The sequence below is a fragment of the Pseudomonas sp. I3-I5 genome, from assembly GCF_022699445.1.
GTDB classification, from domain to species: domain Bacteria; phylum Pseudomonadota; class Gammaproteobacteria; order Pseudomonadales; family Pseudomonadaceae; genus Aquipseudomonas; species Aquipseudomonas fulva.
The window spans coordinates 1,650,745-1,673,861 of sequence record NZ_CP093940.1 but is presented as its reverse complement, the minus strand read 5'-3'; the positions used below and the strand labels follow the sequence as shown (position 1 = coordinate 1,673,861).

Sequence of the window (23,117 nt, the reverse complement as noted above, 5' to 3'; positions counted from 1 at the left end):
AGGGCCGCAATGCGGCCACGTCGCGTTAAACGGTCGCTTCGAGGAAGTCCTGGGCAAAACGTTGCAACACACCGCCCGCTTCGTAGATCGACACCTCTTCGGCCGTATCCAGGCGACAGGTCACCGGTACGTCAAAACGCTCTCCGTTGCGACGGGTAACCACCAGGGTCAGGGTGGCGCGCGGTGTACGGGTGCCGATCACGTCATAGGTTTCGCTGCCATCCAGGCCCAGTACCTTACGGTCTGTACCTGGCATGAATTCGAGGGGCAAGACGCCCATACCCACCAGGTTCGTGCGGTGGATGCGCTCAAACCCCTCGGCGACGATGGCCTCCACGCCTGCCAGACGAACCCCTTTGGCAGCCCAGTCGCGTGAAGAGCCCTGGCCGTAATCGGCACCGGCCACGATGATCAGCGGCTGCTTGCGCTGCATGTAGGTCTCGATCGCTTCCCACATGCGCATGACTCGGCCTTCGGGCTCAAGGCGTGCGAGCGAGCCCTGCCTTACACTGTCATCTTCGTTGCGCACCATCTCGTTGAACAGCTTGGGGTTGGCGAAGGTGGCGCGCTGAGCCGTGAGGTGATCTCCACGGTGGGTGGCATAGGAATTGAAGTCTTCTTCAGGCAAGCCCATTTTGGCCAGGTACTCTCCCGCCGCGCTGTCGAGCATGATGGCATTGGAGGGCGACAGGTGATCGGTGGTGATGTTGTCCGGCAGTAACGCCAGTGGGCGCATGCCACGCAAGGTGCGCTCCCCAGCCAAGGCGCCCTCCCAGTAGGGTGGGCGACGGATGTAGGTGCTCATGGGACGCCAGTCGTACAGCGGCGCGACCTTGGGCCCGTGGTCCTGCTCCACGGCGAACATGGGAATGTAGACCTTGCGGAACTGTTCGGGCTTGACCGCAGCGCGAACCATCGCATCGATTTCGTCATCGCTGGGCCAGATATCCTTGAGGCGGATTTCCCGCCCATCCGATGCCACACCCAGCACATCCTTCTCGATATCGAAACGGATCGTACCCGCGATGGCGTAGGCCACGACCAACGGTGGGGACGCCAGAAATGCCTGTTTGGCATACGGGTGAATACGGCCATCGAAGTTTCGGTTACCAGACAGCACCGCGGTGGTGTACAGGTCCCGGTCGATGATTTCCTGCTGGATGGTCGGGTCGAGGGCGCCGGACATGCCATTGCAGGTGGTGCAAGCAAAAGCGACGATGCCGAAGCCCAACGCTTCGAGCTCCGCCTCCAGGCCCGCCTCTTCCAAGTACAGCTGTACAGCCCTGGATCCAGGAGCAAGCGATGACTTGACCCAAGGCTTGCGCGCCAGCCCCAGCCTGTTGGCATTGCGTGCCAGCAACCCGGCGGCAATCACGTTGCGCGGGTTGCTGGTGTTGGTGCAGCTGGTGATGGCTGCAATGATCACCGCCCCGTCCGGCATCTGCCCGGGTACCTGCTCCCAGGCACCCGCAATCCCCTTGACGGCCAGCTCGCTGGTGGCCACCCGGGCATGGGGGTTTGAGGGGCCCGCCATGGTGCGCACTACGCTGGAGAGATCGAAGTCCAGTGTGCGCTCGTAGACTGCGTCGGCAAAGCTGTCGGCCCATAGACCCGTGGCCTTGGCGTAGGTCTCTACCAGTGCGACCTGCTGTTCCTCGCGGCCCGTCAGGCGCAGGTAGTCGATGGTCTGTTGATCGATGGCGAACATGGCCGCCGTGGCGCCATATTCTGGAGCCATGTTGGAGATGGTGGCGCGATCGCCGAGCGTCAGAGCACGGGCGCCTTCTCCATGGAATTCGAGGTAGGCGCCGACCACCTTCTGCTTGCGCAGAAATTCGGTCAGGGCCAATACCAAGTCGGTTGCCGTCAGGTTGGGCGCCAGCTTGCCGGTGAGCTGGACGCCGATGATTTCCGGCAGACGCATCCAGGAGGCGCGCCCGAGCATGACGTTCTCGGCCTCAAGCCCTCCCACGCCGATGGCAATCACGCCCAATGCGTCCACATGAGGGGTGTGGCTGTCGGTGCCGACACAGGTGTCCGGGTAGGCCACGCCGTGATCGTTGTGTACCACGGGCGACATCTTCTCCAGGTTGATCTGGTGCATGATGCCGTTGCCAGGCGGGATGACATCGACGTTCTTGAACGCTTTCTTGGTCCAGTTGATGAAATGGAAGCGGTCTTCGTTGCGGCGATCCTCGATGGCCCTGTTGCGTTCGAACGCCTGGGGATCATAGCCGCCACATTCGACGGCCAGTGAGTGATCGACGATCAGCTGTACGGGCACCACCGGGTTGACCTGGGCAGGGTCACCGCCCTTGTCGGCGATGGCATCGCGCAAGCCGGCCAGGTCGACCAGCGCGGTCTGACCCAGGATGTCATGGCAGACGACCCGGGCCGGATACCAAGGGAAATCCAGGTCGCGCTTGCGCTCTATCAGCTGGGCCAACGACGCCTGGAGCGTACCGGGGCTGCAGCGGCGCACCAGGTTCTCGGCCAGCACGCGCGAGGTATAGGGCAAGCCCTGATAGGCGCCGGGTTTGATGGCCTCGACGGCAGCGCGGGCATCGAAATAATCCAGGTCGGTGCCTGGCAAGGCTTTGCGGTAGGCAGTATTCATATCGTTATCAGGCTCGGTCACGGATGGCGTTCAAGGGTGCGCGTGCGGGCAGACATGCTGGGCCACCCCGCGAGGCCAACAAGACCTGCGCGGGGTGGGCGCCCATCAGCGCTGCTCGATCGGCACGAACTGACGCTGTTCGACGCCGGTGTATTCGGCGCTCGGACGGATGATGCGATTGTTCTCACGTTGCTCGAACACATGCGCTGCCCAGCCGGTAAGCCGCGAGCAGACGAAAATAGGGGTGAACAGCTTGGTCGGTATGCCCATGAAGTGATACGCCGAGGCATGGTAGAAGTCGGCGTTGGGGAACAAGCGCTTCTGCTCCCACATGGTCTTGTCGATGGCTTCGGACACCGGGTACAGCACCGTGTCGCCCACTTCATCGGCAAGGCGCTTGGACCAGCCTTTGATCACCTCGTTACGCGGGTCGGACTCTTTGTAGATGGCATGGCCAAACCCCATGATCTTGTCCTTGCGCTCGAGCATGTGCAGCAACTCGGTCGACGCTTGCTGCGGGCTCTGGAAGCGCTCGATCAGCTCCATGGCCGCCTCGTTGGCACCGCCGTGCAGCGGGCCGCGCAGCGAGCCGATGGCGGCGGTGACGCAGGAGTACAGGTCCGAGAGGGTCGAGGCACACACCCGGGCGGTGAAAGTGGAGGCATTGAACTCGTGCTCGGCGTAGAGAATGAGCGATACGTTCATCACCTTCACATGCAGCTCGCTGGGCGGCTTGCCATGGAGCAACTGCAGGAAGTGGCCGCCCAAGGTGTCTTGGTCGCTGACGCAGTCGATGCGCACGCCGTGATGGCTGAAGCGGTACCAGTAACACATGATCGCCGGGAAGACGGCCAGGAGCCGGTCGGTCTTGTCGCGCTGGGCATCGAAGGTGAGCTCGGGCTCGAGGGTTCCGAGCACGGAGCAGCCCGTGCGCATCACGTCCATCGGGTGAGCGTCGCGCGGGATGCGCTCCAGTACTTCTTTCAACGCCTGCGGCAGGTCGCGCAGGCCTTTGAGCTTGTGCTTGTAGTCGGCAAGCTCGGCTTGGCAGGGCAGCTCGCCATACAACAACAGGTAAGCCACCTCCTCGAATTCGGCATGGGCGGCCAGGTCACGGACATCATAGCCCCGATAGGTCAGCCCAGCGCCGGCCTGACCGACCGTCGACAGGGCCGTCTGCCCGGCAACCTGACCGCGCAGGCCTGCGCCGCTGAGTACTTTTGCTTCGGCCATGGTGCTTCTCCTTTCTTGAACTTGTTATGGAATGCTGGCTGGCTAACCCTTACTTACCCCTGAACCTGGGCGCTGCAGCGCGCTCAGCTGGCAGGTCAGCCTTTTTTCTGTGCAAACAATGCATCGAGATGCTGCTCGAAAGCGTGGTACCCAATGGCCTCGTAAAGCTCCATGCGTGTCTGCATGGTATCGATGACGTTCTTCTGCGTGCCGTCGCGGCGCAGGGCCGCGTAGACGTTTTCGGCAGCCTTGTTCATGGCGCGGAACGCCGACAGTGGATACAGCACCAGCGACACATCGACCGAGCCCAGTTCTTCGGTGGTGTACAAAGGGGTGGCACCGAACTCGGTGATGTTGGCCAGGATGGGAGCCTTGACCCGGTCGGCGAAGGTCTTGTACATCGCAAGTTCGGTGATGGCTTCGGGGAAAATCATGTCCGCACCGGCCTCGACACAGGCGGCCGCCCGATCCAGCGCCGCATTGAGCCCCTCGACCGCCAACGCATCGGTACGGGCCATGATCACGAAGCTGTCATCGGTGCGGGCATCGACCGCCGCCTTGATACGATCGACCATCTCCTGCTGGGTGACGATTTCCTTGTTCGGACGGTGGCCACAACGTTTGGCGCCTACCTGATCCTCGATGTGAATGGCCGCGGCGCCAAACTTGCTCATGGCGCGCACGGTACGGGCAACGTTGAAGGCCGAGGCGCCGAAACCGGTGTCCACGTCCACCAGCAATGGCAGGTCGCACACATCGGTGATGCGCCTGACGTCGGTCAGCACGTCGTCCAGGCCACTGATGCCCAGGTCAGGCAAGCCCAGCGAGCCTGCCGCCACACCGCCGCCGGACAGGTAGATGGCCTTGAAGCCGGCACGCTTGGCCAGCAAGGCGTGGTTGGCATTGATGGCGCCAACGACTTGCAGCGGGCGCTCGGCGGCCACTGCATCGCGAAAACGCTGGCCTGGGGTGCTCTTGACGGTCATTTTTCACCTCGTGTGCTGGGGGTGTGGTCGCCTTGGTAATGGCGCTCGATGTTGCGTTTGGACGCAGCGATGTGACGGCGCATCAACAGCTCGGCCAACTCGCCGTCACCCTCGGCGATCGCGTCCAGGATGCGGTGGTGCTCGGCGAAAGCTTGGCGTGGCCGATTGGGTGTGGCCGAGAACTGGATACGGTACATGCGCACCAGTTGGTACAGCTCGCCGCAGAGCATCTTGACCAAGGTCTGGTTGCCACTGCCCTGGATGATGCGATAGTGAAAATCGTAGTCACCCTCCTGCTGGTAGTAGCCTACGCCCGCCTGAAAGGCAGCATCGCGCTCATGGGTTTCCAGCACCTGGCGCAGCTCGTCGATCTCGGCCCTGCCCATGCGCTCGGCCGCCAGGCGGCAGGCCATGCCTTCGAGCGACTCGCGGATTTCATAGAGTTCGATGAGTTCGGCGTGGCTCAGTGAAACCACACGTGCGCCCACATGGGGCACACGAACCAGCAGGCGCTGGCCCTCGAGGCGGTGAATGGCTTCACGCAGCGGGCCTCGGCTGATGCCATAGGTGCGGGCAAGCTCCGGCTCGGAAATCTTGCTCCCTGGGGCTATGTCCCCCCGCACAATGGCCGCTTGAATCCGCCTGAACACATGCTCGGACAGGGTTTCCGATTCCTCGTTGCCAGCAGCGTCACTGGGTGAAAGCACCTGCATATTGTTGACACCATGCCTAAATAATTGCCATCAATCTAGCTGAACCACATGCACCGGTCAAAACATTATCCCTGATTGTCGACAATAACCGTTCCAAGAAACTAGCTTCCGATCAGGGTGTCAGATCGCGCACCGCTGGCGTCAATACGTCGGCGTGATAGAATGCCGCGCCTTCGATGGAGTATGGATAGCCCGTCTGCCCCGCCAGCATGGTGCCGGCAGATCAACGAGGAAGCTTGTGCAGCCGTTGCCAGTCGCCTTACCCCGAACCTTGCACAATACCGCGCCAGGACTATGAAACTGACACCCTTTGCTTTGCTGATTAGCCTCCTCCTGTTGCCGGCCCTGAGCCAGGCAGCCGGCAAGACCGTGTACGGTCTGAACGAATATGCTCGCCTTGGCGACCTCGACCTCGAAGTGGCGGCCAAGCTCGACACCGGGGCCAAGACTGCCTCGCTCAGCGCCCGCGACATCAAGCGTTTCAAGCGCAATGGTGAAAGCTGGGTGCGTTTCTATCTGGCCATTGACGCTGCCCATTCCCATCCCATCGAACGCCCGCTGGCGCGCGTTAGCAAGATCAAGCGCAGGGCTGGCGACTACGACGCCGAATCGGGCAAGGCCTACACCGCGCGCCCCGTCATCGAGCTGGACATCTGCATGGGCCAGGCCACGCGCACCATCGAAGTCAACCTCACCGATCGCAGCGCTTTCCAGTTCCCATTGTTGATCGGCTCGGAGGCCTTGAAGCATTTCGACGCCCTGGTCGACCCAAGCCTTAAATATGCGGCCGGCAAACCTGCCTGTGCCACCGACGCTCCCAAAGCAGAGTAATTCCGATGCGCTCTCTTACCCTCCATCTGAAAGTCCTGATCACCGTCCTGGTGTTGCTGGGCGTAGCGGTCACGGCTTATCAGATCTTCGTACTTGGCATCCCGGTGACCGAGGATGAAACGGACGATCTGTGGAACATCGATGCCAAGATCGAATTTGTGGCCAGCACCAAGGACCCGGTAAAGGTCCAGATGTTCGTGCCGCCCCTGAATCGGGATTATGTGAGCCTCAACGAAAGCTTCATCTCCAACAACTATGGTGTGAGCGTCAACCGCGCCGATGGCAACCGCAAGGTCACCTGGTCCGCTCGGCGCGCCAGCGGCAATCAGACCCTGTACTACCGGCTGGTGCTGACCAAGCGCTACAGCACTGAGAAAGCCAAGGTCAAGGGCCCGACTTTCCGCGACAGCCTTGCAGTAGAAGGCCCTGAGAAAATCGCCGCCGAAGCTTTGATGGCACCGATTCGTCAGCATTCGGCTGATGTCGAGACGTTCGTCAGCGAAACCATCAAGCGCGTCAACAACCTCAACGACGACAACGTCAAGCTGCTGCTGGCAGGCGATACCTCGCCGATGAAGAAAGCGCAGGTCATTGACCTGCTGCTGTCCATCGCTCACGTGCCGATGGAGAAGGTGCACACGATCCGCCTGGTGGCCGACACCCCGCAAACCCCGGAACTGTGGTTGCGCAGCTTCAACGGCAATGACTGGCTGTATTTCAACCCCGAAACCGGTGAGCAAGGCCTGCCCAACGATCGGCTGCTGTGGTGGACCGGGGATGACAACCTGATCACGGTCGATGGCGGCAAGCGGGCCAACGTAACCTTCAGCATGAACAACAGCGAGATGAACGCCATCCGCCTGGCCAAGCTGACGGACGAGAACACCGACGCCGACTTCCTCGAATACTCCCTGTACGGGCTGCCACTGCAGACCCAGCAGACCTTCATGATCATGGTCATGATCCCCATCGGCGTGCTGGTGATTCTGGTGCTGCGCAACCTGATCGGCATCCAGACCCTGGGCACTTTCACACCGGTCCTGATCGCCCTGGCCTTCCGCGAAACACAGCTGGGCTTCGGGATCGTGCTGTTCACCGTCATCACCGCGCTTGGGCTATCGCTGCGCTCCTACCTCGAACACCTGAAGCTGCAGATGCTGCCCCGCCTTTCGGTGGTGCTGACATTCGTCGTGGTGTTGATCGCCGCCATCAGCCTGTTCAGCCACAAACTGGGCCTTGAGCGCGGCTTGTCGGTTGCGCTGTTCCCGATGGTGATCCTGACCATGACCATCGAACGCCTGTCGATCACCTGGGAGGAACGCGGCGGCGGTCATGCCATGAAAGTGGCCATCGGCACCTTGTTCGCCGCGTCTCTGGCTCACTTGCTGATGATGGTGCCGGAGCTGGTCTACTTCGTGTTCACCTTCCCGGCCGTACTGTTGATCCTGGTGGGCTTCATGCTGGCAATGGGTCGCTACCGCGGCTATCGCCTGACCGAGCTGGTCCGCTTCAAGGCATTCCTGAAGAAGGCGGACGCCTGATGTTCGGCCTGATCAAGACGTGGAAAGCCCTGGAGGCCCGGGGCATCATGGGTATCAATCGGCGCAATGCAGACTATGTACTCAAGTACAACAAGCGCCACCTGTACCCGATCGTCGACGACAAGATCATCACCAAAGAGCGCGCGCTGGCAGCCGGCATCCACGTGCCGGAAATGTACGGTGTCATCGAGACTGAAAAGCAGATCGAGAAGCTCGACGAGATCATCGGCGGGCGCAGCGACTTCGTGATCAAGCCAGCTCAGGGTGCCGGGGGTGATGGCATCATGGTCATCGCCGACCGTTTCGAAGACCGCTATCGGACGGTGTCCGGCAAGATCATCAGCCATGAAGAAATCGAGCACCAGATTTCCAGCGTCCTCACCGGGCTTTACTCGCTCGGCGGCCATCGCGACCGCGCCCTGATCGAGTACAGGGTCACCCCGGACCAGATCTTCAAGAGCATCAGCTATGAAGGCGTGCCGGACATCCGCATCATCGTCCTGATGGGCTACCCGGTCATGGCCATGCTGCGCTTGCCCACGCGCCAGTCCGGCGGGAAGGCCAACCTGCACCAAGGCGCCATCGGCGTAGGCGTGGACCTGGCCACGGGTGTGACGCTGCGAGGTACCTGGCTGAACAACATCATCAGCAAGCACCCCGATACCACCAACGCAGTGGACGGCGTACAGCTGCCGACCTGGGACGGGTTCATGAAGCTGGCAGCCGGCTGCTATGAGCTGTGCGGCCTAGGGTACATTGGCGTGGACATGGTGCTGGATCAGGAGAAAGGCCCACTGATCCTCGAGCTCAACGCGCGTCCAGGGCTGAACATCCAGATCGCCAACGATTGCGGCCTGACGCAACGCACCCATGCGATCGAGGCGCACCTTGAGGCACTGGCCAAAGAGGGTGTGACCGAAGACGCCGAGCAACGCGTGCGCGTGGCCCAAGGGCTATTCGGCCACAGGCCCGGCCACTGAGAAGGGGGCTGACCACCAGCCCCGGCAAGATGAAGATGGCGAATGTCGCCCTGACGCTAGGCGCAATGCCTGCGCCGGACTACAATCGCCGTCCTCGCTTTTACATCGCCGTCCCTACTGATGCCGACCTGTACGTTGTACGCCCTGCCCTACCAGCCCGACCCGGCTGCCTACTTTTCCTGCCTGCGTGATGCGCCGGGTGCCATTTTGCTCGACAGCGCTCGCCCCGGCGCAGAGCGCGGCCGCTTCGACCTGATAAGCGCGTGGCCTGTGCAGCACCTGCAGGTGCTGGCGGACGAAACGGGGCGCGCCTTCCTGCAACGGTTGCGCGATGCGCTGGCTGCCTTGGGACCTGCACAGCTGCCACCAGAGAGCGAGCTGCCGTTTGCCGGTGGGTTGATCGGTTACCTGAGCTACGATTTTGGTCGTCGGCTTGAACACCTGCCGACCCAAGCGGTGGACGACCTCGGCCTGCCGGATGCCCAACTGGGCGTGTACGCGTGGGCGCTGGCGACCGATCACGCGACCCGTACTAGCCAACTGGTGTTCCATCCAAGCCTGGGCAGTGAAGAGCGTGAGCGACTGGTGCACCTGTTCGAGGAATGCGAGCCTACGGCCAATGGGGCTTTCAAGCTGCTCGCGCCGATGACCGGGGACCTTGCGCCCGAGCAGTACCATGCAGCCTTCGAGCAGGTTCAACGCTACATCCAGGCAGGTGACTGCTACCAGATCAACCTGACCCAACGGTTTCGCGCTGCTTGCCAAGGCGATCCCTGGCGAGCTTATCAAGCGCTTCGCCAGGCGTGCCCAACACCGTTTTCCGGGTTCCAGCAATTGGCAGATGGCAGCGCCTTGTTGAGCTTCTCGCCTGAGCGTTTCATCCGCGTCAGCAAGGGGCATGTGGAAACCCGTCCGATCAAGGGCACCCGTGCGCGGGGCCTGGATGCTGCCGAGGACGCGCGCAATGCCGAGCAGCTACGGCAAAGCCCCAAGGACCGGTCGGAAAACCTGATGATCGTGGACTTGTTGCGCAATGACCTGGGCCGTACGTGCGAGATTGGCTCTGTCAAAGTGCCTGAGTTGTTCAGCCTGGAAACCTACCCCAATGTGCACCACCTGGTCAGCAGCGTGACGGGGACGCTGGCGGCTGACAAGGACGCACTGGACCTGATCGGCGACAGCTTCCCTGGTGGCTCGATCACCGGCGCGCCCAAGATCCGCGCGATGCAAATCATTGATGAGCTTGAACCCACTCGCAGAGCGCTCTACTGCGGATCGCTGCTGTATGTCGATGTCCGCGGCGAGATGGACAGTTCTATCGCCATCCGCAGCCTGTTGATCAAGGACGGCCAGGTCAGTTGCTGGGGCGGTGGCGCCGTGGTGGCCGACTCTGAATGGCAGGCCGAGTACGAGGAGTCGATTGCCAAGGTGCGGGTGCTGATGCAGACCTTGCAGGCGATCTAAGGCGGTTTTACCCCGTCAACCGCTGGACGCACCTCGGCGCGCCCGCAACCAGGGTAGGTTTTTTGTTACCATTGCCTCACTACGAGCGCCCAGCGCCACAGCCAAGATGGAAACCGCCTGATGAGCCAACCTTTCGACGTCGCTGCCCTGGCAGCGGCTTACGCGGACAAATCCCCACAGGACATTCTAAAGCTCGCCTTTGAGCATTTCGGCGACGACCTGTGGATCTCCTTCAGTGGTGCCGAAGATGTGGTGCTGGTGGACATGGCCTGGAAGCTGAACAAGCAGGTCAAGGTCTTCAGCCTCGACACCGGACGGTTGCATCCAGAGACCTATCGCTTCATCGAGCAGGTGCGCGAGCATTACAACTTGCCCATCGAAATCCTGAGCCCCGACCGCAGCAAGCTCGACCCTTTCGTCAAAGACAAAGGCCTGTTCAGCTTCTACCGTGACGGTCACGGCGAGTGCTGCGGCATACGCAAGATCGAGCCCCTGCGCCGCAAGCTTGCGACCGTCAGCGCCTGGGCGACGGGGCAGCGCCGTGACCAGAGCCCAGGGACGCGCAGCCAGGTGGCAGCCCTTGAGGTCGACACAGGCTTCTCCACCCCGGAGCGCACGCTCTACAAGTTCAACCCCCTCGCGCAGATGACCAGCGAAGAAGTATGGGGCTATATCCGCATGCTTGAGCTGCCCTACAACAGCCTGCATGAGCGCGGTTTCATCAGCATCGGTTGCGAGCCCTGCACGCGCCCTGTGCTACCCAATCAGCACGAGCGCGAAGGTCGCTGGTGGTGGGAGGAATCGACCCAGAAGGAATGCGGCTTGCACGCCGGCAATCTGATTACCAAGGCTTGAAACGCGGGCGGCATCAGTAAAAGGGCCGCTTGACGGCCCTGGCATCCAAGCATCAGTGCACCGGTAGCTCGACACCTTCGAACAGGGCCTCAAGCTCCTGCTTGTTGTGACACTGAATGGCCTTGGCCATCACTTCACGGGTCAGGTGCGGCGCAAACTTCTCGATGAAGTCGCACATGAACCCACGCAGGAAAGTGCCACGCCGGAAGCCGATCTTGGTGATACTGGCCTCGAACAGTTCGCTGGCGTCCAGGGCCACCAGATCACCGTCCAGCTTGGCGTCGACCGCCATGCCCGCAACGATACCCACGCCCAGACCGAGACGGACATACGTCTTGATCACGTCCGCGTCCGCCGCCGTGAACACCACCTTGGGCGTCAAGCCACGGTTGCTGAAGGCTTCATCCAGCTTGGAGCGCCCGGTAAAGCCGAACACATAGGTAACGATGGGGTACTCGGCCACCGCTTCAAGGGTCAGCTTGGGCAGCTTCGCCAATGGGTGGCCCTGCGGAACTACCACGCAACGGTTCCACTTGTAGCACGGCATCATGATCAGGTCGCCGAACAGCTCGAGCGCTTCTGTGGCGATGGCGAAATCCACCGTACCGTCGGCGGCCATCTCGGCGATCTGCATCGGGGAGCCCTGATGCATGTGCAGGGACACTTCCGGGTACTGCTTGATGAAGCCACTGATCACCGGAGGCAAGGCGTAGCGAGCCTGGGTATGAGTAGTGGCGATGGAGAGCGTGCCCTTCTTCTCGTTGGAAAACTCCTGGGCGATCTGCTTGATACTTTCGACCTTGCGCAGGATCTCGCCAGCGATGTTGATGATGCGCTCTCCAGCCGGGGTGACACGCGTCAGATGCTTGCCGCTGCGAGCAAATACCTCGACGCCCAGTTCGTCTTCGAGCAGGCGAATCTGCTTGCTGATCCCCGGCTGCGAGGTATACAGGCTTTGCGCTGTCGCGGAGACGTTGAGGTCATGGTGCGCTACTTCCCAGATGTAGCGCAGTTGTTGAAGCTTCATAGGTTTCCCTCAGTTCAGCATGGGTCAGCGGCAGCGGGCAGCGACGATATATAACTATATTAGTGGTAATCGCAATAAATCTAGAACTATTTTGTTACACAGCTTGGAATATGCCTACAGCGTAATTCAGGCCTTCCTACGACCTAAATGCTGTGCCAAAGGGACCATGTAGACCGGCACCGGCGAAAGCTGTAGCAGTCTGACCGCGGTCCTACCCAAGGGCACGTCCACGCCGGCCCCGGCGCTGTGGCTGCCGAAGACAAGCAAGTCGACGCTCATACGCTGCGCCTGATCCAGGATCACTTGCGCAGGGTCGCCCTGGCGTACGCGTACCGCCTTGAGCACTGCCAGATCGGCTTGCTCCCCCAGCTCTTCTCGAAAATTTTCCAGTACACGCTGCTCGATGTTGGCCATTACCGTGCCTACGCCCTGGCTGTGCAGCTGATCAAGGGTGTGTTCATCCAGGTAACTTTGCAGGAGGGATTCAGCAAACTGGCCCATCGGTTCGACCGCATGAATCACGTACAACTCGGCACCGAATGTGCGCGCCAACGCAAGCGCATGCTGCATCACGAATGGCGCATAGACGCCGAGGTCTGTGGCGTACAGCAGAGAGCGGATCATTCGACCTCCTCGACTGCCATGGCGGCAGGGCAAGCTTGAGCTTAGCAGCGCATCAGCGCCTCGCTTGCCAAGGCTGATGCATGACTGCGCCTAGCGCATGGTCCCTTCACTGCGTTTACCGAGGTACGTCAGCGACTGGTACAACATATCCATGCGGGGCAAATGGCAACCTGCCGCCTGGACGCGGGCCAGAGGTGCTGCATAGATGGCTTCTATTTCGAGCGGCCGATGGTGAACATGGTCGTGGTACATGCTGGGCCAGTAATCGGGCATGCGCTCGGTCATGCTCAGCAGCTGCTGGGCGTAGCCTGCGGGCATGGCATGACCACAAGTGGCGGCGCCCCCTATCACCTCCTCCATCAAGGCTTGCACCAGCGTGCGAGCATGGCTGTCGCCCAGCAGCTGGGCCGTGCTGGCATCGAGCAGCACTGACAAGCCGTTGAATGGGACGTTCCAGACCAGCTTCTGCCACCGTGCGCCAGCCAGATCAGGCATGCCGACGGCATTCACCCCCGCAGCCTGGAACAATGAAACCCCCTGCTCCACCAGGCGGCGTCCGCCATCGCTACTGGGGCCGCTGTGGTAACCCAGGTTCACGGTGCCTAACGCCTGATGGCGAATCACGCCGGGCGCCTGGCGGTCGGCGCAGACGAAGCACAACCCGCCAAGCAAGTGCATGTCAGCACGAAGCAACGGGCGCAGTTGCGCTTCGACATCCAGTCCGTTCTGCAGCAGGACCACGTTCGCATCCGGTGCAGCGGCCTGCACGATCAGCGGTGCCAGTTGAGGGTTGCCAGTGGCTTTGGCACCTATCAATAGCCAATCGCACGGCGGCATTTGCGCGGCGTCGGCGTAGCAATTCACGTTGCCATGCAGCTGCCCATGGACAGCACTGTGTACGGTCAGCCCATGCTGACGGACCGCTTCGTACTCGCTTCTGAGCAAAAAGTGCACATCGAAGCCGGCCTTTGCCAGCAACAGCCCGTAAAAGCCGCCTATGGCGCCACTGCCGATGATGCCAATCCGGGGGTTGCGCGCGCGCATGCGGTTCTCCTGCTCATGTCAGGCTGTTTTCACACCGGTCAAGCACCTTCGCGCAGGTCAATGTTCGCTGTCCACCCCGCCACCCGGAAAAACCCCGTCTGCGCGGGGCAATGCCCATTGTGGCGCAAACGCTAACGCGCTAAGGTTCGGCTCCCCGCTGCGATTATTCTTGCTGCTGGGCCGCACGGGGATAGCTGGCGGCCGGCACCCGTGACCTGACGAGTAACACGATGGCTGATTTACCGATCGATGACTTGAACGTTGCATCCAACGAGACGCTGATCACCCCCGACCAGCTCAAGAAGGAAATTCCCCTTAGCGCCCAGGCCCTGCAGACCGTGACTGCTGGCCGTGACGTGGTGCGCAATATTCTCGATGGCAAGGATCACCGCCTGTTCGTCGTGGTCGGCCCTTGCTCCATCCACGACATCAAGGCCGCGCATGAGTACGCAGAGCGCCTTAAGGCCCTGGCCGAAGAAGTGTCAGACACGTTGTACCTGGTCATGCGTGTGTATTTCGAGAAGCCGCGTACCACTGTGGGCTGGAAAGGCCTGATCAACGACCCCTATCTGGACGACTCCTTCAAGATTCAGGATGGCTTGCACATCGGTCGCAAGCTGCTGCTGGACCTCGCCGAAATGGGGCTGCCCACAGCCACTGAGGCACTGGACCCGATTTCCCCTCAATACCTGCAGGACCTGATCAGCTGGTCAGCCATCGGTGCACGTACCACCGAGTCGCAGACCCACCGCGAAATGGCCTCGGGCCTGTCGTCGGCTGTCGGATTCAAGAACGGTACCGACGGTGGCTTGACCGTCGCCATCAACGCCCTGCAGTCGGTGTCCAAGCCGCACAGGTTCCTTGGGATCAACCAGGAAGGTGGCGTTTCCATCGTGACCACCAAGGGCAACCCCTACGGGCATGTCGTGCTTCGCGGCGGCAACGGTAAACCCAATTACGACTCGGTCAGTGTCGCCCTGTGCGAACAGGACCTGGCCAAGGCCAAGATCAAGGCCAACATCATGGTCGACTGCAGCCATGCCAACTCCAACAAGGATCCGGCATTGCAACCGCTGGTGATGGAAAACGTAGCGAACCAGATTCTGGAGGGCAACCAATCGATTATCGGGTTGATGGTCGAGAGCCATCTGAACTGGGGCTGCCAGTCCATTCCCAAGGACTTGTCGCAGTTGCATTACGGCGTCTCCGTGACGGACGCTTGCATCGACTGGTCAGCGACTGAGAAGACGTTGCGCAGCATGCGCACGAAGTTGAAGGACGTACTGCCTCAGCGCAATCGCGCCTGAGACCTCAAGGGGCCATCCAGGCCCCGTTGCCCGAAGCAGTGGTCACACCTTGCTGGCGTGACGCTGCTGACGCTCCATGTAACGTTCCACGTACGAGCACGAGGGTATCACCGTGTAGCCCATCTGCTCGGCATACTGCAGCGCGCGCTCGGTCAGGGCAGCGGCGATCCCACGTCCGCGCAAGGCGTTGGGTACGAACGTGCGGTAGATGTCCAGCGTCTGCTTACCCAAGTCCATGTAGGTGAGGTAGGCACGATGACCGTCCACGTTGGTCTCGAACTGATGACCCGCCTGGTCATGGTGGATGGTCAGCGCTTCGCTCATCACTACTCCTTGCGGGCCTTTCCGGCAGACCCTTAGCCTGATCGATAGTCAATACCCGGCACACTTGGCACATGCATCATCTATTGCGCGTTGGACCGCTGGACGTCTGCGTTCGTTCGGGCTTTCTGTAAACCCACATACTAGGCGCATACCCGTGGATTGCTCAAGTGAAGCGCTTTGAATGAATGCAAGCTACCAACCGCTTACGCTGTTAAGTGTGACGTTAGCTTTGCCGACAAATGATGTACGACTAAGACGCACAAAGACAGTAGAAGTCACCCTTAGTTCAACACGAAAGTTGCCGTTAGTGTCGTGTTGCACCGCTGCCTCGGGGCTGGGAGCCACTGGCCAGTGTGGGCGCAGACACTGCGCACTGTTTTTTTTTGCAGTTCTTGCGTTCAGTCAGTTTACTTACTACAAGTAATGGGTACTATGTACGCCGGCCAGTTTCTCTTTTCTGAGAGATGGCTCATTAATAGAAAGTCCTTGAAGGGGAACACGATGAACAACGTTCTGAAATTCTCTGCTCTGGCTCTGGCCGCAGTTCTGGCTACCGGTTGCAGCAGCGTCTCCAAAGAAACCGAAGCTCGCCTGACTGCAACCGAAGACGCAGCAGCCCGCGCACAAGCTCGTGCCGATGAAGCCTACCGCAAGGCTGACGACGCACTGGCAGCCGCTCAGAAAGCTCAGCAGACCGCTGACGAAGCCAATGAGCGCGCACTGCGCATGCTGGACAAAGCCAGCCGCAAATAATAGTCCTTCGGGGCTGTTATCAAGCCGACCCCCTTGGGGGTCGGCTTTTTTTTGGTTTCGAAATCGCACGTTGGCGCGATGCGCCGCCCAAGACGCCTGGTGCGCCTTGGCAACGCCGTTCGCACAGCGGGTTACTGCATCTCCTCTGGAAGCGTCGAGACCATGGGTGTGGCGCCCTGATTGTCGACGGGCACGGCAATCTCCACCGGCATACCGTCTTCAGCAGCCACGACATCGCGGACCATGTCCCAGTTCATGCGCAGGTTATTGGCTAGGTCTTCGCGCTTGAGCAACGCGTTGATGACCGCCGTATGCTTGTCGACCACCGACGGATTGCCCTGATCATCCAGCGGCGTATGGGCTTCGAGGTATACCTTGCCCCCGCTCAACCCGAACTTGTACGGTTCGTTGATGATGCGAACCGGCGTACCCACTGGCACCATGCCCGACAGTTCCAGCACATTGTTGTTGAGCATGCGGAAGCAGCCATGGCTGGTACGCATGCCAATCCCGAATTTCTTGTTTGAGCCGTGGATCAGATAACCTGGTACGCCCAGGGTGAACTTGAAGGGCCCGAGCGGGTTGTCCGGGCCGGCCGGAACCACGGCAGGCAAGATGTCGCCATCGGCCGCATGTTCGGCCCGAATCGACGCCGGCGGCGTCCAGGTAGGGTTTGGCGTCTTGGCGATGATCTTGGTATTGGCAATTGGCGAACCCCAGCCTTCGCGACCGATCCCCAGCGGGAAGGTGTGCACGACATTCTCGCCCTTGGGGTAATAATACAAGCGGTATTCGGCAAGGTTGATGACGATACCTTCGCGAGGGCCCGGTGGCAGGATGTAGCGCGTGGGCAAGATGATTTCGGTGCCGGCGCCAGGCAGCCAGGGATCGACGCCCGGGTTGGCGGCGATCATCTCCAGATAGCCCAGATCATTGGCCGTACCGATATCGGCGAATGTATCCTCGTACTTGGCCTTGATCACATGCACCTGACCGACGATGTCGTCCCCAGGTGGCGGCAGTGGCAACTCCAGTGCGACAGTGGGCCCCGCTACCAGCAAGGCGGCCAGGGACAGGCTACGAGTGACGGCGGGAAAGCGCGGCAACATCCGGTAAATCCTTTGGAAGGTGGGACGAAAGCCATGATTGTACACCCCCGCCCCAAGCAGCGGGAGGCACCCGGAGCCCGACACGGTTACAGATGATGAAAGGTGCGCGCCTAGACTGCCTGCAGCTGGGGCCAGATCGGCCGCATGCCCCGCCGTTGCGCGTCCAGAATGGCACGGCACAGCTCGCACAGTCGGGTATCGCGATAGATGGTGCGTGGTACGCCGGACCAGCGGGGGTGCGCGGGCAATAAACCCCCGCACAATGTTCTGTCTACCGGCACGCCGAGTTCGAGCTGCCGCGCGACCAGGTGAACGCGACTTTCCTGGCAGGCGAACAGGTCAAGCTGTTCGTCGGGCTCGATCAATTGGTAGGCGAAAAGGGACCAGGCAGGGCGCGGCATCGGGGGTACTCGGAACGGGGGGCGCAACATTAGCCCAAACCCGCCCCCGTTTAAAGCGTCAGAGCAACGGTTTAAGCACCGGCCAGGCATTTTCCAGCAGCCGCTGCTGGGCGCCCTGGGCGGGATGGATGCCGTCGGCCTGCATCAACTCAGGAACGCCCCCTACCCCTTCCAGGAAAAACGGCACCAGGGCCACCTGCTTTTCCTTGGCCAGCTCCTCGTACACCTTGGCAAAGGCCGTGGTATAGCGAACACCATAGTTGGGAGGCAGCTGCATGCCCAACAGCAGCACCTTGGCACCTGCCTGGCGCGACTGATCGACCATTGAGGCAAGGTTTTGTCGCAATTGCGCTGGCGGCTGCCCGCGCAACCCATCGTTGCCTCCCAACTCCAGCACCACCACCGCCGGCTTGTGCGCCGCCAGCAACGCAGGCAGCCGCGCTTGCCCGCCGGCGCTGGTGTCGCCACTGATCGACGCGTTGACCACTTTGTCGTCGAAACCTTCCTGGCGCAGGCGGGTCTGCAACAAGGATGCCCACCCGTAGCGGGTATCCAGGCCAAAACCTGCGCTGATACTATCACCGACAATCAGCACCGTTCCCGCAGTCGCGCTCTGGGCCAGGCAATACAGGGCCAGGCCGGCACTCATCAACCACATTCGCATCGGATTCTCCATGGGCCCCAGCATGCTCGTTGCGCAGCACCTTAGCAAAGTGGTCACCAGCGCGGAAGGTGAACTCACCATCCTGCACCCCCTATCGCTGGAGCTGGCCGCGGGGGACAGCCTTGCCATCGTCGGCGCCTCAGGTTCAGGCAAGTCGACCCTGCTTGGGCTGCTGGCCGGGCTTGATCAGCCCAGCGAAGGTTCGGTGACGCTCGCCGGGCACGACCTTGGTGCGCTCGATGAGGACCAGCGGGCGCGCATCCGGGCCGAGCACGTGGGCTTCGTGTTCCAGTCGTTCCAGTTGCTCGACAGCCTCAATGCACTGGAAAACGTGATGTTGCCGCTGGAACTGCATGGCCGCGCAGACGCGCGCGATCACGCGCGCGCTTTGCTCGAACGCGTAGGCCTAGGGCAACGGCTGAGCCATACGCCGCGGCAACTGTCGGGCGGTGAGCAACAGCGGGTGGCCCTAGCCCGAGCCTTCGCCGCTCAGCCCGCCGTGCTGTTTGCCGACGAACCGACGGGCAACCTCGACAGCCACACGGGCGAGCGTATCAGCGACCTGCTGTTCGAGTTGAATCAGGAGCGCGGCACCACGTTGGTCCTGGTAACCCATGACGAGCGACTGGCGCACCGTTGTCACCGTCATATCCGCCTGGACGCGGGCCAGTTGGTCAGCCCCCTGGAGGCCGGATGAAGGGCATGCCGGCGTCGCGCCTGCTGGGGCTGGCCTGGAGGCAGCTGCTGCGTGATCTCAGGGCCAGTGAAGTTCGGGTGTTGTTCTTCTCGCTCCTGGTCGCCGTAGCGGCCAGTACTGCCATCGGGTATTTTGGCGCACGGCTCAACGGTGCCATGCAATTGCGCGCCAGTGAGTTTCTGGGCGCCGACCTGGTGCTGCAAGGCAGCGCCCCAGCGGCGGCGTCACAAATTACGGTAGGCGAGGCCCTGGGGCTGCATCACGCCCAAGTGGTCGAATTCACCAGCGTGGTCGGCGCAGATAACGGTATCCAGCTCGCGGGGGTAAAGGCCGCCGATAACGCCTATCCACTGCGTGGCCAGGTGCGCAGCGCCGCCGAGCCTTATGCCGAGGAAAACCCAGGCGGCGGGCCGGCAGCCGGCGAGGTGTGGGTAGAGCCCCGGCTGCTGGCGGGATTGGGCATGAACATCGGCGACAGCATCGATGTGGGCATGAAGACCCTGCGCATCAGCCGCGTGCTGACCTATGAACCGGATCGGGCGAACAACTTCTACAGCCTGACCCCACGGGTGATGATGAACCTGGCGGACCTGCCGGCGACCGGTGTGATACAACCCGGCAGCCGCGTGACTTACCGTGACCTGTGGAGCGGCCCTGCCGCGGCATTGGCGCAATACCGTGCCAGCGTCGATAACACGCTTTCGGCCAGCCAGCGGTTGCGCGACACCCGCGATGGCAACCAGCAAATCGGCGGCGCACTGGGCAAAGCCGAGCGCTACCTGAACCTTGCCAGCCTCGTTGCAGTATTGCTGGCCGGTGTCGCCGTGGCGCTGTCTGCCAGCCGCTATGCCGCCAGGCGCCTGGACGCCAGCGCCCTGCTTCGTTGCCTGGGACTGTCGCGGCGCCAGGCACTGCTCCTGTACAGTTTGCAGCTGGCCATGCTCGGGTTTGCAGCGGCGATCGTGGGGGCCGCAGTAGGCTGGCTCGCGCAGCTGGGTTTGTTCGAGCTGCTGCACGGATTACTGCCCAGCGACGTACCGCCAGGCAGCCTGTGGCCGGCCTTGGCTGGAATCGCCACGGGCCTGGTCGCGCTGACAGGCTTTGCCCTGCCGCCGATTGCAGCTTTGGGTAAAGTGCCCCCGTTGCGGGTGTTGCGTCGTGACTTGCTCCCTGTCCCTCCCAGCAGCTGGCTGGTCTACGGTGCAGCCTTGTTCGCCCTGGGTCTTATCATGTGGCGGCTAAGCCTTGACCTGCTGCTGACCTTCGCACTCCTGGCAGGTGGCCTGGCGGCGGCCCTGGTCCTGGGCGGGTTGCTGTGGCTGGGTTTGCGTAGTCTGCGTCGGCTCCTGTCAGGGGCGCCGTTGGCCTGGCGGCTAGGGCTGGGCCAGCTGCTTCGCCACCCCACGGCCGCCGCTGGGCAGGCCCTGGCCTTCGGGCTGATCCTGCTGGCCATGGGCCTGGTCGCGCTGCTGCGTGCAGAGCTGCTCGACACCTGGCAGGCACAGCTGCCTGAAGACGCCCCGAATTATTTCGCACTCAATATTCTGCCTGACGATCAGGATCGCTTCGCCCAACAGCTCAAACAGATCAACGCCGCTGCTGCTCCTCTGTACCCGGTCACCCCGGGGCGGCTGATCGAGATCAACCAGCAGCCCGTTCAACAGATCGTCACGAAGGACTCCGCAGGCGAACGCGCCGTGCAACGTGACCTGAGCCTGACGTGGGCGGCGCAGTTGCCTGACGGCAACCAATTGACCGGTGGCCATTGGTGGCAAGGGTCACCAACCGATGTCGAGGTACCTGGCGTATCGGTAGAGGCCCAGCTCGCCGAAAGTCTTCAGCTGAAGTTGGGCGACACACTCACGTTCGATATTGGTGGCCAGCAACGTCAGGCCAAGGTGATCAGTCTGCGCAGCGTGCATTGGGACAGCTTCCAGCCCAACTTCTACATGATCTTCCAACCCGGCACATTGCAAGGGCTGCCTACGACCTATCTGACGAGTTTTTACCTCGCCCCCGGGCATGATCAGGAGATCGTCGCCCTGTCACGCGCATTTCCTGCGGTGACCATCCTCCAGGTCGATGCATTGCTCGCCCAATTGCGCAGCATACTTGCCCAAGTCACGTTGGCAGTAGAGTATGTGCTGCTGTTCGTACTGGCCGCGGGATTGGCCGTTTTGTTCGCAGGCCTTCAAGCCACCTTGGATGAGCGCATTCGCCAAGGTGCGCTCTTGCGTGCCCTGGGAGCCCAACGCCAGTTGCTGGTCAAGACACGGCGCATCGAATTCGGCTTGCTGGGGGCTTTGAGCGGTTTGCTGGCGGCGCTAGGGTGCGAGCTGATTACCTTGGTGTTGTATCACTACGCTTTCGCTTTGCCCTGGAGCCCGCACCCGTGGTTGCTGCTCATGCCCGTCGCAGGCGCGCTGCTGGTAGGCTGCGCGGGTGTGCTCGGCACTCGCCGCGCACTTGATGCCTCACCGCTCACCGTCCTGCGTGAAGGGTGAAGCCAAGGCGGTCCTGCGTGACTCGGGACCGTCTTGCCGACGTGCCAGGCTTACGGCGAGCAGCTGCCCTGGCCGTGCTTCTCCAAATACCGCTGCTGGTCTTGGTCAGCCACCTGAAGGTGCGATGCGCTCTGGCTCGATCCCGATGTGTTCATGAAGTTGTTCGATATGCTCAGGGCGGATACCGCAGCACCCGCCTATGATCGTGGCGCAGGGGAAAGGCGCCACAGCATAACTGTTGGCCGTCACGATCCGCGCCGGCGCTTATGAACATCTAATGCGCCTGGAGCACGTGCTCTGGGGGCTCGATCAGCCCAAACGCCAACCGTTCCGGCTGCCTGAAGGGGGTTCCGCTGCGCTTGAGCACCTGCTCCGTTCCACCGTCAAGCAGGTGATTGCGATAAGCCATTTGCATTGGTGACAAGCGCCGAGGGCGAAGGTCGCCAAGCCTGACGCACCTGGCGCCTGCGGGTTGGAGAAGCCTCGCAGATCACCAGGCTGTCGAACGAGTACCACGCCTGTGAAACGGCGGTGAACGGTTGGCTGAAAAAGCGTTGAAAAACTACGCGGCCTTGCAACCCAGGCTGCGCATCAGATCGCGGGTTGCGTCGAGAAAGACCTCGTTGATCGCCTCGGCACACTCTGGCGTCAAGCGGCTTGAAGGGCCTGACAGCACCAATGCCCCGACCAGTTCATCGCCTGCCCCGTAGACGGGAAAGGCTACCGAAGCCGCATGCGGGTCCGTGGCCCCCATCGAGAAGAACGGCTTCTGCATGGTGATGCCGCTGGCAAACGGTGTACGCAAGGCCTGGGCGCCGGCCGCATCGTCCATCGGACGCATATCGCCAGGTTGAACGTGCATGCGTAGGCGATGGGGGGAGTTCACCCGGTACTGACACATGCGGTAGGCGCCGTGGCGCACGTAGAACGACGCCGTTTCACCCGTACGCTCGGCCAGAAGGTGCAGCCTGGGCATCACGTGCCGCTCCAGATCGATACCCTCTTCGTACACGGCGTTAAGCCGCATCACTTCACTGGCCAGCTGGTAGCGACCGTCGGCCATGCGGTTGACATAGCCGTGATTCTCAAGCGAAACCATCAGGCGCATGATGGTACTTTTGATCAGCCCGGTACGCTCGACGAGCTCGACGAGCGTCAGCGCCGTGTCCCCCACCTGAAACGCAGAAAGTACCGTCAGCACGCGGTCGGCCGAAGCCACTCCATTGACCGCGGGACGCGGCCGGACATTTACCATCGAGAGTTCCTCACCTGTGAATGATGCAAGTCATTGTCGGCATTGAAAGCGCCCATTATCTGGCAATGCCCTGACGACCGCCATCACAGCTGACCACATCGATTGGGTGGTTGCGCAATCTGCAGCCAGTCGTCCGGGGCTTCTTGCAAGCATGCGGACGCACCATGAACTCGGCCATGGCCATGACG

Annotated in this window: 21 protein-coding genes; 9 read left to right on the top strand and 12 right to left on the bottom strand. The window is 61.6% G+C overall.

The annotated features are described in order from the left end of the window. Positions 1 to 25: 25 nt before the first annotated feature. From acnD to MOP87_RS07535, 4 genes are all read right to left on the bottom strand, one after another. Complete coding sequence (gene acnD, locus MOP87_RS07550; RefSeq protein ID WP_242810319.1) at positions 26 to 2,617, bottom strand: Fe/S-dependent 2-methylisocitrate dehydratase AcnD; 2,592 nt, start codon at positions 2,615 to 2,617, stop codon at positions 26 to 28. Positions 2,618 to 2,722: 105 nt separating this feature from the next. After that, on the bottom strand, positions 2,723 to 3,850 hold the full coding sequence (prpC, locus tag MOP87_RS07545; RefSeq protein WP_027914611.1) for a 2-methylcitrate synthase: 1,128 nt from the start codon (positions 3,848 to 3,850) through the stop codon (positions 2,723 to 2,725). Positions 3,851 to 3,945: 95 nt separating this feature from the next. Beyond that, entirely contained in the window at positions 3,946 to 4,836 is an 891-nt protein-coding gene (gene prpB, locus MOP87_RS07540) for a methylisocitrate lyase (RefSeq protein WP_028686938.1), read from the bottom strand. Further along, positions 4,833 to 5,549, bottom strand: coding sequence for a GntR family transcriptional regulator (locus MOP87_RS07535; protein ID WP_110606823.1), 717 nt, complete (start codon positions 5,547 to 5,549; stop codon positions 4,833 to 4,835). Before MOP87_RS07535 ends, prpB begins: the two co-directional genes overlap by 4 nt. Positions 5,550 to 5,843: 294 nt before the next feature. Here MOP87_RS07535 and MOP87_RS07530 point away from each other — a divergent pair, with 294 nt between their 5' ends. The 5 genes from MOP87_RS07530 (at position 5,844) to MOP87_RS07510 (ending at position 11,220) form a co-directional block, all read left to right on the top strand. Continuing rightward, complete coding sequence (locus MOP87_RS07530) at positions 5,844 to 6,380, top strand: ATP-dependent zinc protease (RefSeq protein WP_027914608.1); 537 nt, start codon at positions 5,844 to 5,846, stop codon at positions 6,378 to 6,380. A 5-nt stretch (positions 6,381 to 6,385) separates the two neighbouring features. After that, positions 6,386 to 7,921, top strand: a complete 1,536-nt coding sequence (locus tag MOP87_RS07525) for an inactive transglutaminase family protein (RefSeq protein WP_027914607.1) — start codon at positions 6,386 to 6,388, stop codon at positions 7,919 to 7,921. Continuing rightward, a complete protein-coding gene (locus MOP87_RS07520) occupies positions 7,921 to 8,901 on the top strand; it encodes an alpha-L-glutamate ligase-like protein (protein WP_242810318.1) in 981 nt (326 codons plus the stop codon). Before MOP87_RS07525 ends, MOP87_RS07520 begins: the two co-directional genes overlap by 1 nt. 120 nt (positions 8,902 to 9,021) lie before the next feature. Then, positions 9,022 to 10,365 carry an aminodeoxychorismate synthase component I gene (gene pabB, locus MOP87_RS07515; protein ID WP_104926061.1) on the top strand — a complete coding sequence of 448 codons (1,344 nt, stop codon included), beginning with the start codon at positions 9,022 to 9,024 and terminating at the stop codon, positions 10,363 to 10,365. A 120-nt stretch (positions 10,366 to 10,485) separates the two neighbouring features. Further along, positions 10,486 to 11,220: a phosphoadenylyl-sulfate reductase gene (locus tag MOP87_RS07510; protein ID WP_027914605.1), complete on the top strand. Its 735-nt coding sequence runs from the start codon at positions 10,486 to 10,488 to the stop codon at positions 11,218 to 11,220. Positions 11,221 to 11,272: 52 nt separating this feature from the next. On the opposite strand, the gene cysB is transcribed toward MOP87_RS07510, so the two are convergent. The 3 genes from cysB to MOP87_RS07495 form a co-directional block, all read right to left on the bottom strand. After that, entirely contained in the window at positions 11,273 to 12,247 is a 975-nt protein-coding gene (gene cysB, locus MOP87_RS07505; protein ID WP_242810317.1) for an HTH-type transcriptional regulator CysB, read from the bottom strand. Between the two features lie 126 nt (positions 12,248 to 12,373). Next, positions 12,374 to 12,871 carry a universal stress protein gene (locus MOP87_RS07500; RefSeq protein ID WP_242810316.1) on the bottom strand — a complete coding sequence of 166 codons (498 nt, stop codon included), beginning with the start codon at positions 12,869 to 12,871 and terminating at the stop codon, positions 12,374 to 12,376. 90 nt (positions 12,872 to 12,961) lie between these two features. Further along, positions 12,962 to 13,915: a putative 2-dehydropantoate 2-reductase gene (locus MOP87_RS07495; protein WP_242810315.1), complete on the bottom strand. Its 954-nt coding sequence runs from the start codon at positions 13,913 to 13,915 to the stop codon at positions 12,962 to 12,964. A 230-nt stretch (positions 13,916 to 14,145) separates the two neighbouring features. Between MOP87_RS07495 and MOP87_RS07490 the strand changes: the two genes are divergently transcribed. Continuing rightward, positions 14,146 to 15,222, top strand: coding sequence for a 3-deoxy-7-phosphoheptulonate synthase (locus MOP87_RS07490; protein ID WP_242810314.1), 1,077 nt, complete (start codon positions 14,146 to 14,148; stop codon positions 15,220 to 15,222). A gap of 42 nt (positions 15,223 to 15,264) precedes the next feature. Here the strand turns inward: MOP87_RS07490 and MOP87_RS07485 are convergent, their stop codons facing one another. After that, positions 15,265 to 15,546 carry a GNAT family N-acetyltransferase gene (locus MOP87_RS07485; RefSeq protein ID WP_023536046.1) on the bottom strand — a complete coding sequence of 94 codons (282 nt, stop codon included), beginning with the start codon at positions 15,544 to 15,546 and terminating at the stop codon, positions 15,265 to 15,267. Between the two features lie 501 nt (positions 15,547 to 16,047). Between MOP87_RS07485 and oprI the strand changes: the two genes are divergently transcribed. Then, positions 16,048 to 16,299: an outer membrane lipoprotei OprI gene (oprI, locus tag MOP87_RS07480; RefSeq protein WP_003259780.1), complete on the top strand. Its 252-nt coding sequence runs from the start codon at positions 16,048 to 16,050 to the stop codon at positions 16,297 to 16,299. Positions 16,300 to 16,430: 131 nt separating this feature from the next. On the opposite strand, the gene MOP87_RS07475 is transcribed toward oprI, so the two are convergent. The 3 genes from MOP87_RS07475 to MOP87_RS07465 all read right to left on the bottom strand — a co-directional run bounded on the left by MOP87_RS07475 (position 16,431) and on the right by MOP87_RS07465 (position 18,473). After that, entirely contained in the window at positions 16,431 to 17,408 is a 978-nt protein-coding gene (locus MOP87_RS07475) for a L,D-transpeptidase family protein (RefSeq protein ID WP_027914601.1), read from the bottom strand. 110 nt (positions 17,409 to 17,518) lie between these two features. Further along, entirely contained in the window at positions 17,519 to 17,809 is a 291-nt protein-coding gene (locus MOP87_RS07470) for a hypothetical protein (protein ID WP_027914600.1), read from the bottom strand. 58 nt (positions 17,810 to 17,867) lie between these two features. Further along, positions 17,868 to 18,473 carry an arylesterase gene (locus MOP87_RS07465; RefSeq protein WP_104926058.1) on the bottom strand — a complete coding sequence of 202 codons (606 nt, stop codon included), beginning with the start codon at positions 18,471 to 18,473 and terminating at the stop codon, positions 17,868 to 17,870. A 10-nt stretch (positions 18,474 to 18,483) separates the two neighbouring features. On the opposite strand from MOP87_RS07465, the gene MOP87_RS07460 reads away from it, so the two are divergent. Continuing rightward, complete coding sequence (locus MOP87_RS07460; protein ID WP_028686934.1) at positions 18,484 to 19,170, top strand: ABC transporter ATP-binding protein; 687 nt, start codon at positions 18,484 to 18,486, stop codon at positions 19,168 to 19,170. Continuing rightward, positions 19,167 to 21,674, top strand: a complete 2,508-nt coding sequence (locus tag MOP87_RS07455) for an FtsX-like permease family protein (protein ID WP_242810313.1) — start codon at positions 19,167 to 19,169, stop codon at positions 21,672 to 21,674. The genes MOP87_RS07460 and MOP87_RS07455 overlap by 4 nt, the downstream gene beginning before the upstream one ends. A gap of 562 nt (positions 21,675 to 22,236) precedes the next feature. On the opposite strand, the gene MOP87_RS07450 is transcribed toward MOP87_RS07455, so the two are convergent. After that, a complete protein-coding gene (locus MOP87_RS07450) occupies positions 22,237 to 22,929 on the bottom strand; it encodes a helix-turn-helix domain-containing protein (RefSeq protein WP_027914595.1) in 693 nt (230 codons plus the stop codon). Positions 22,930 to 23,117 lie beyond the last annotated feature (188 nt).

Coding starts and splice junctions, on each gene's coding strand:
- acnD (WP_242810319.1), bottom strand. CDS start 2,617: ATGAATACTGCCTACCGCAAAGCCTTGCCAGGCACCGACCTGGATTAT.
- prpC (WP_027914611.1), bottom strand. CDS start 3,850: ATGGCCGAAGCAAAAGTACTCAGCGGCGCAGGCCTGCGCGGTCAGGTT.
- prpB (WP_028686938.1), bottom strand. CDS start 4,836: ATGACCGTCAAGAGCACCCCAGGCCAGCGTTTTCGCGATGCAGTGGCC.
- MOP87_RS07535 (WP_110606823.1), bottom strand. CDS start 5,549: ATGCAGGTGCTTTCACCCAGTGACGCTGCTGGCAACGAGGAATCGGAA.
- MOP87_RS07530 (WP_027914608.1), top strand. CDS start 5,844: ATGAAACTGACACCCTTTGCTTTGCTGATTAGCCTCCTCCTGTTGCCG.
- MOP87_RS07525 (WP_027914607.1), top strand. CDS start 6,386: ATGCGCTCTCTTACCCTCCATCTGAAAGTCCTGATCACCGTCCTGGTG.
- MOP87_RS07520 (WP_242810318.1), top strand. CDS start 7,921: ATGTTCGGCCTGATCAAGACGTGGAAAGCCCTGGAGGCCCGGGGCATC.
- pabB (WP_104926061.1), top strand. CDS start 9,022: ATGCCGACCTGTACGTTGTACGCCCTGCCCTACCAGCCCGACCCGGCT.
- MOP87_RS07510 (WP_027914605.1), top strand. CDS start 10,486: ATGAGCCAACCTTTCGACGTCGCTGCCCTGGCAGCGGCTTACGCGGAC.
- cysB (WP_242810317.1), bottom strand. CDS start 12,247: ATGAAGCTTCAACAACTGCGCTACATCTGGGAAGTAGCGCACCATGAC.
- MOP87_RS07500 (WP_242810316.1), bottom strand. CDS start 12,871: ATGATCCGCTCTCTGCTGTACGCCACAGACCTCGGCGTCTATGCGCCA.
- MOP87_RS07495 (WP_242810315.1), bottom strand. CDS start 13,915: ATGCGCGCGCGCAACCCCCGGATTGGCATCATCGGCAGTGGCGCCATA.
- MOP87_RS07490 (WP_242810314.1), top strand. CDS start 14,146: ATGGCTGATTTACCGATCGATGACTTGAACGTTGCATCCAACGAGACG.
- MOP87_RS07485 (WP_023536046.1), bottom strand. CDS start 15,546: ATGAGCGAAGCGCTGACCATCCACCATGACCAGGCGGGTCATCAGTTC.
- oprI (WP_003259780.1), top strand. CDS start 16,048: ATGAACAACGTTCTGAAATTCTCTGCTCTGGCTCTGGCCGCAGTTCTG.
- MOP87_RS07475 (WP_027914601.1), bottom strand. CDS start 17,408: ATGTTGCCGCGCTTTCCCGCCGTCACTCGTAGCCTGTCCCTGGCCGCC.
- MOP87_RS07470 (WP_027914600.1), bottom strand. CDS start 17,809: ATGCCGCGCCCTGCCTGGTCCCTTTTCGCCTACCAATTGATCGAGCCC.
- MOP87_RS07465 (WP_104926058.1), bottom strand. CDS start 18,473: ATGCGAATGTGGTTGATGAGTGCCGGCCTGGCCCTGTATTGCCTGGCC.
- MOP87_RS07460 (WP_028686934.1), top strand. CDS start 18,484: ATGGGCCCCAGCATGCTCGTTGCGCAGCACCTTAGCAAAGTGGTCACC.
- MOP87_RS07455 (WP_242810313.1), top strand. CDS start 19,167: ATGAAGGGCATGCCGGCGTCGCGCCTGCTGGGGCTGGCCTGGAGGCAG.
- MOP87_RS07450 (WP_027914595.1), bottom strand. CDS start 22,929: ATGGTAAATGTCCGGCCGCGTCCCGCGGTCAATGGAGTGGCTTCGGCC.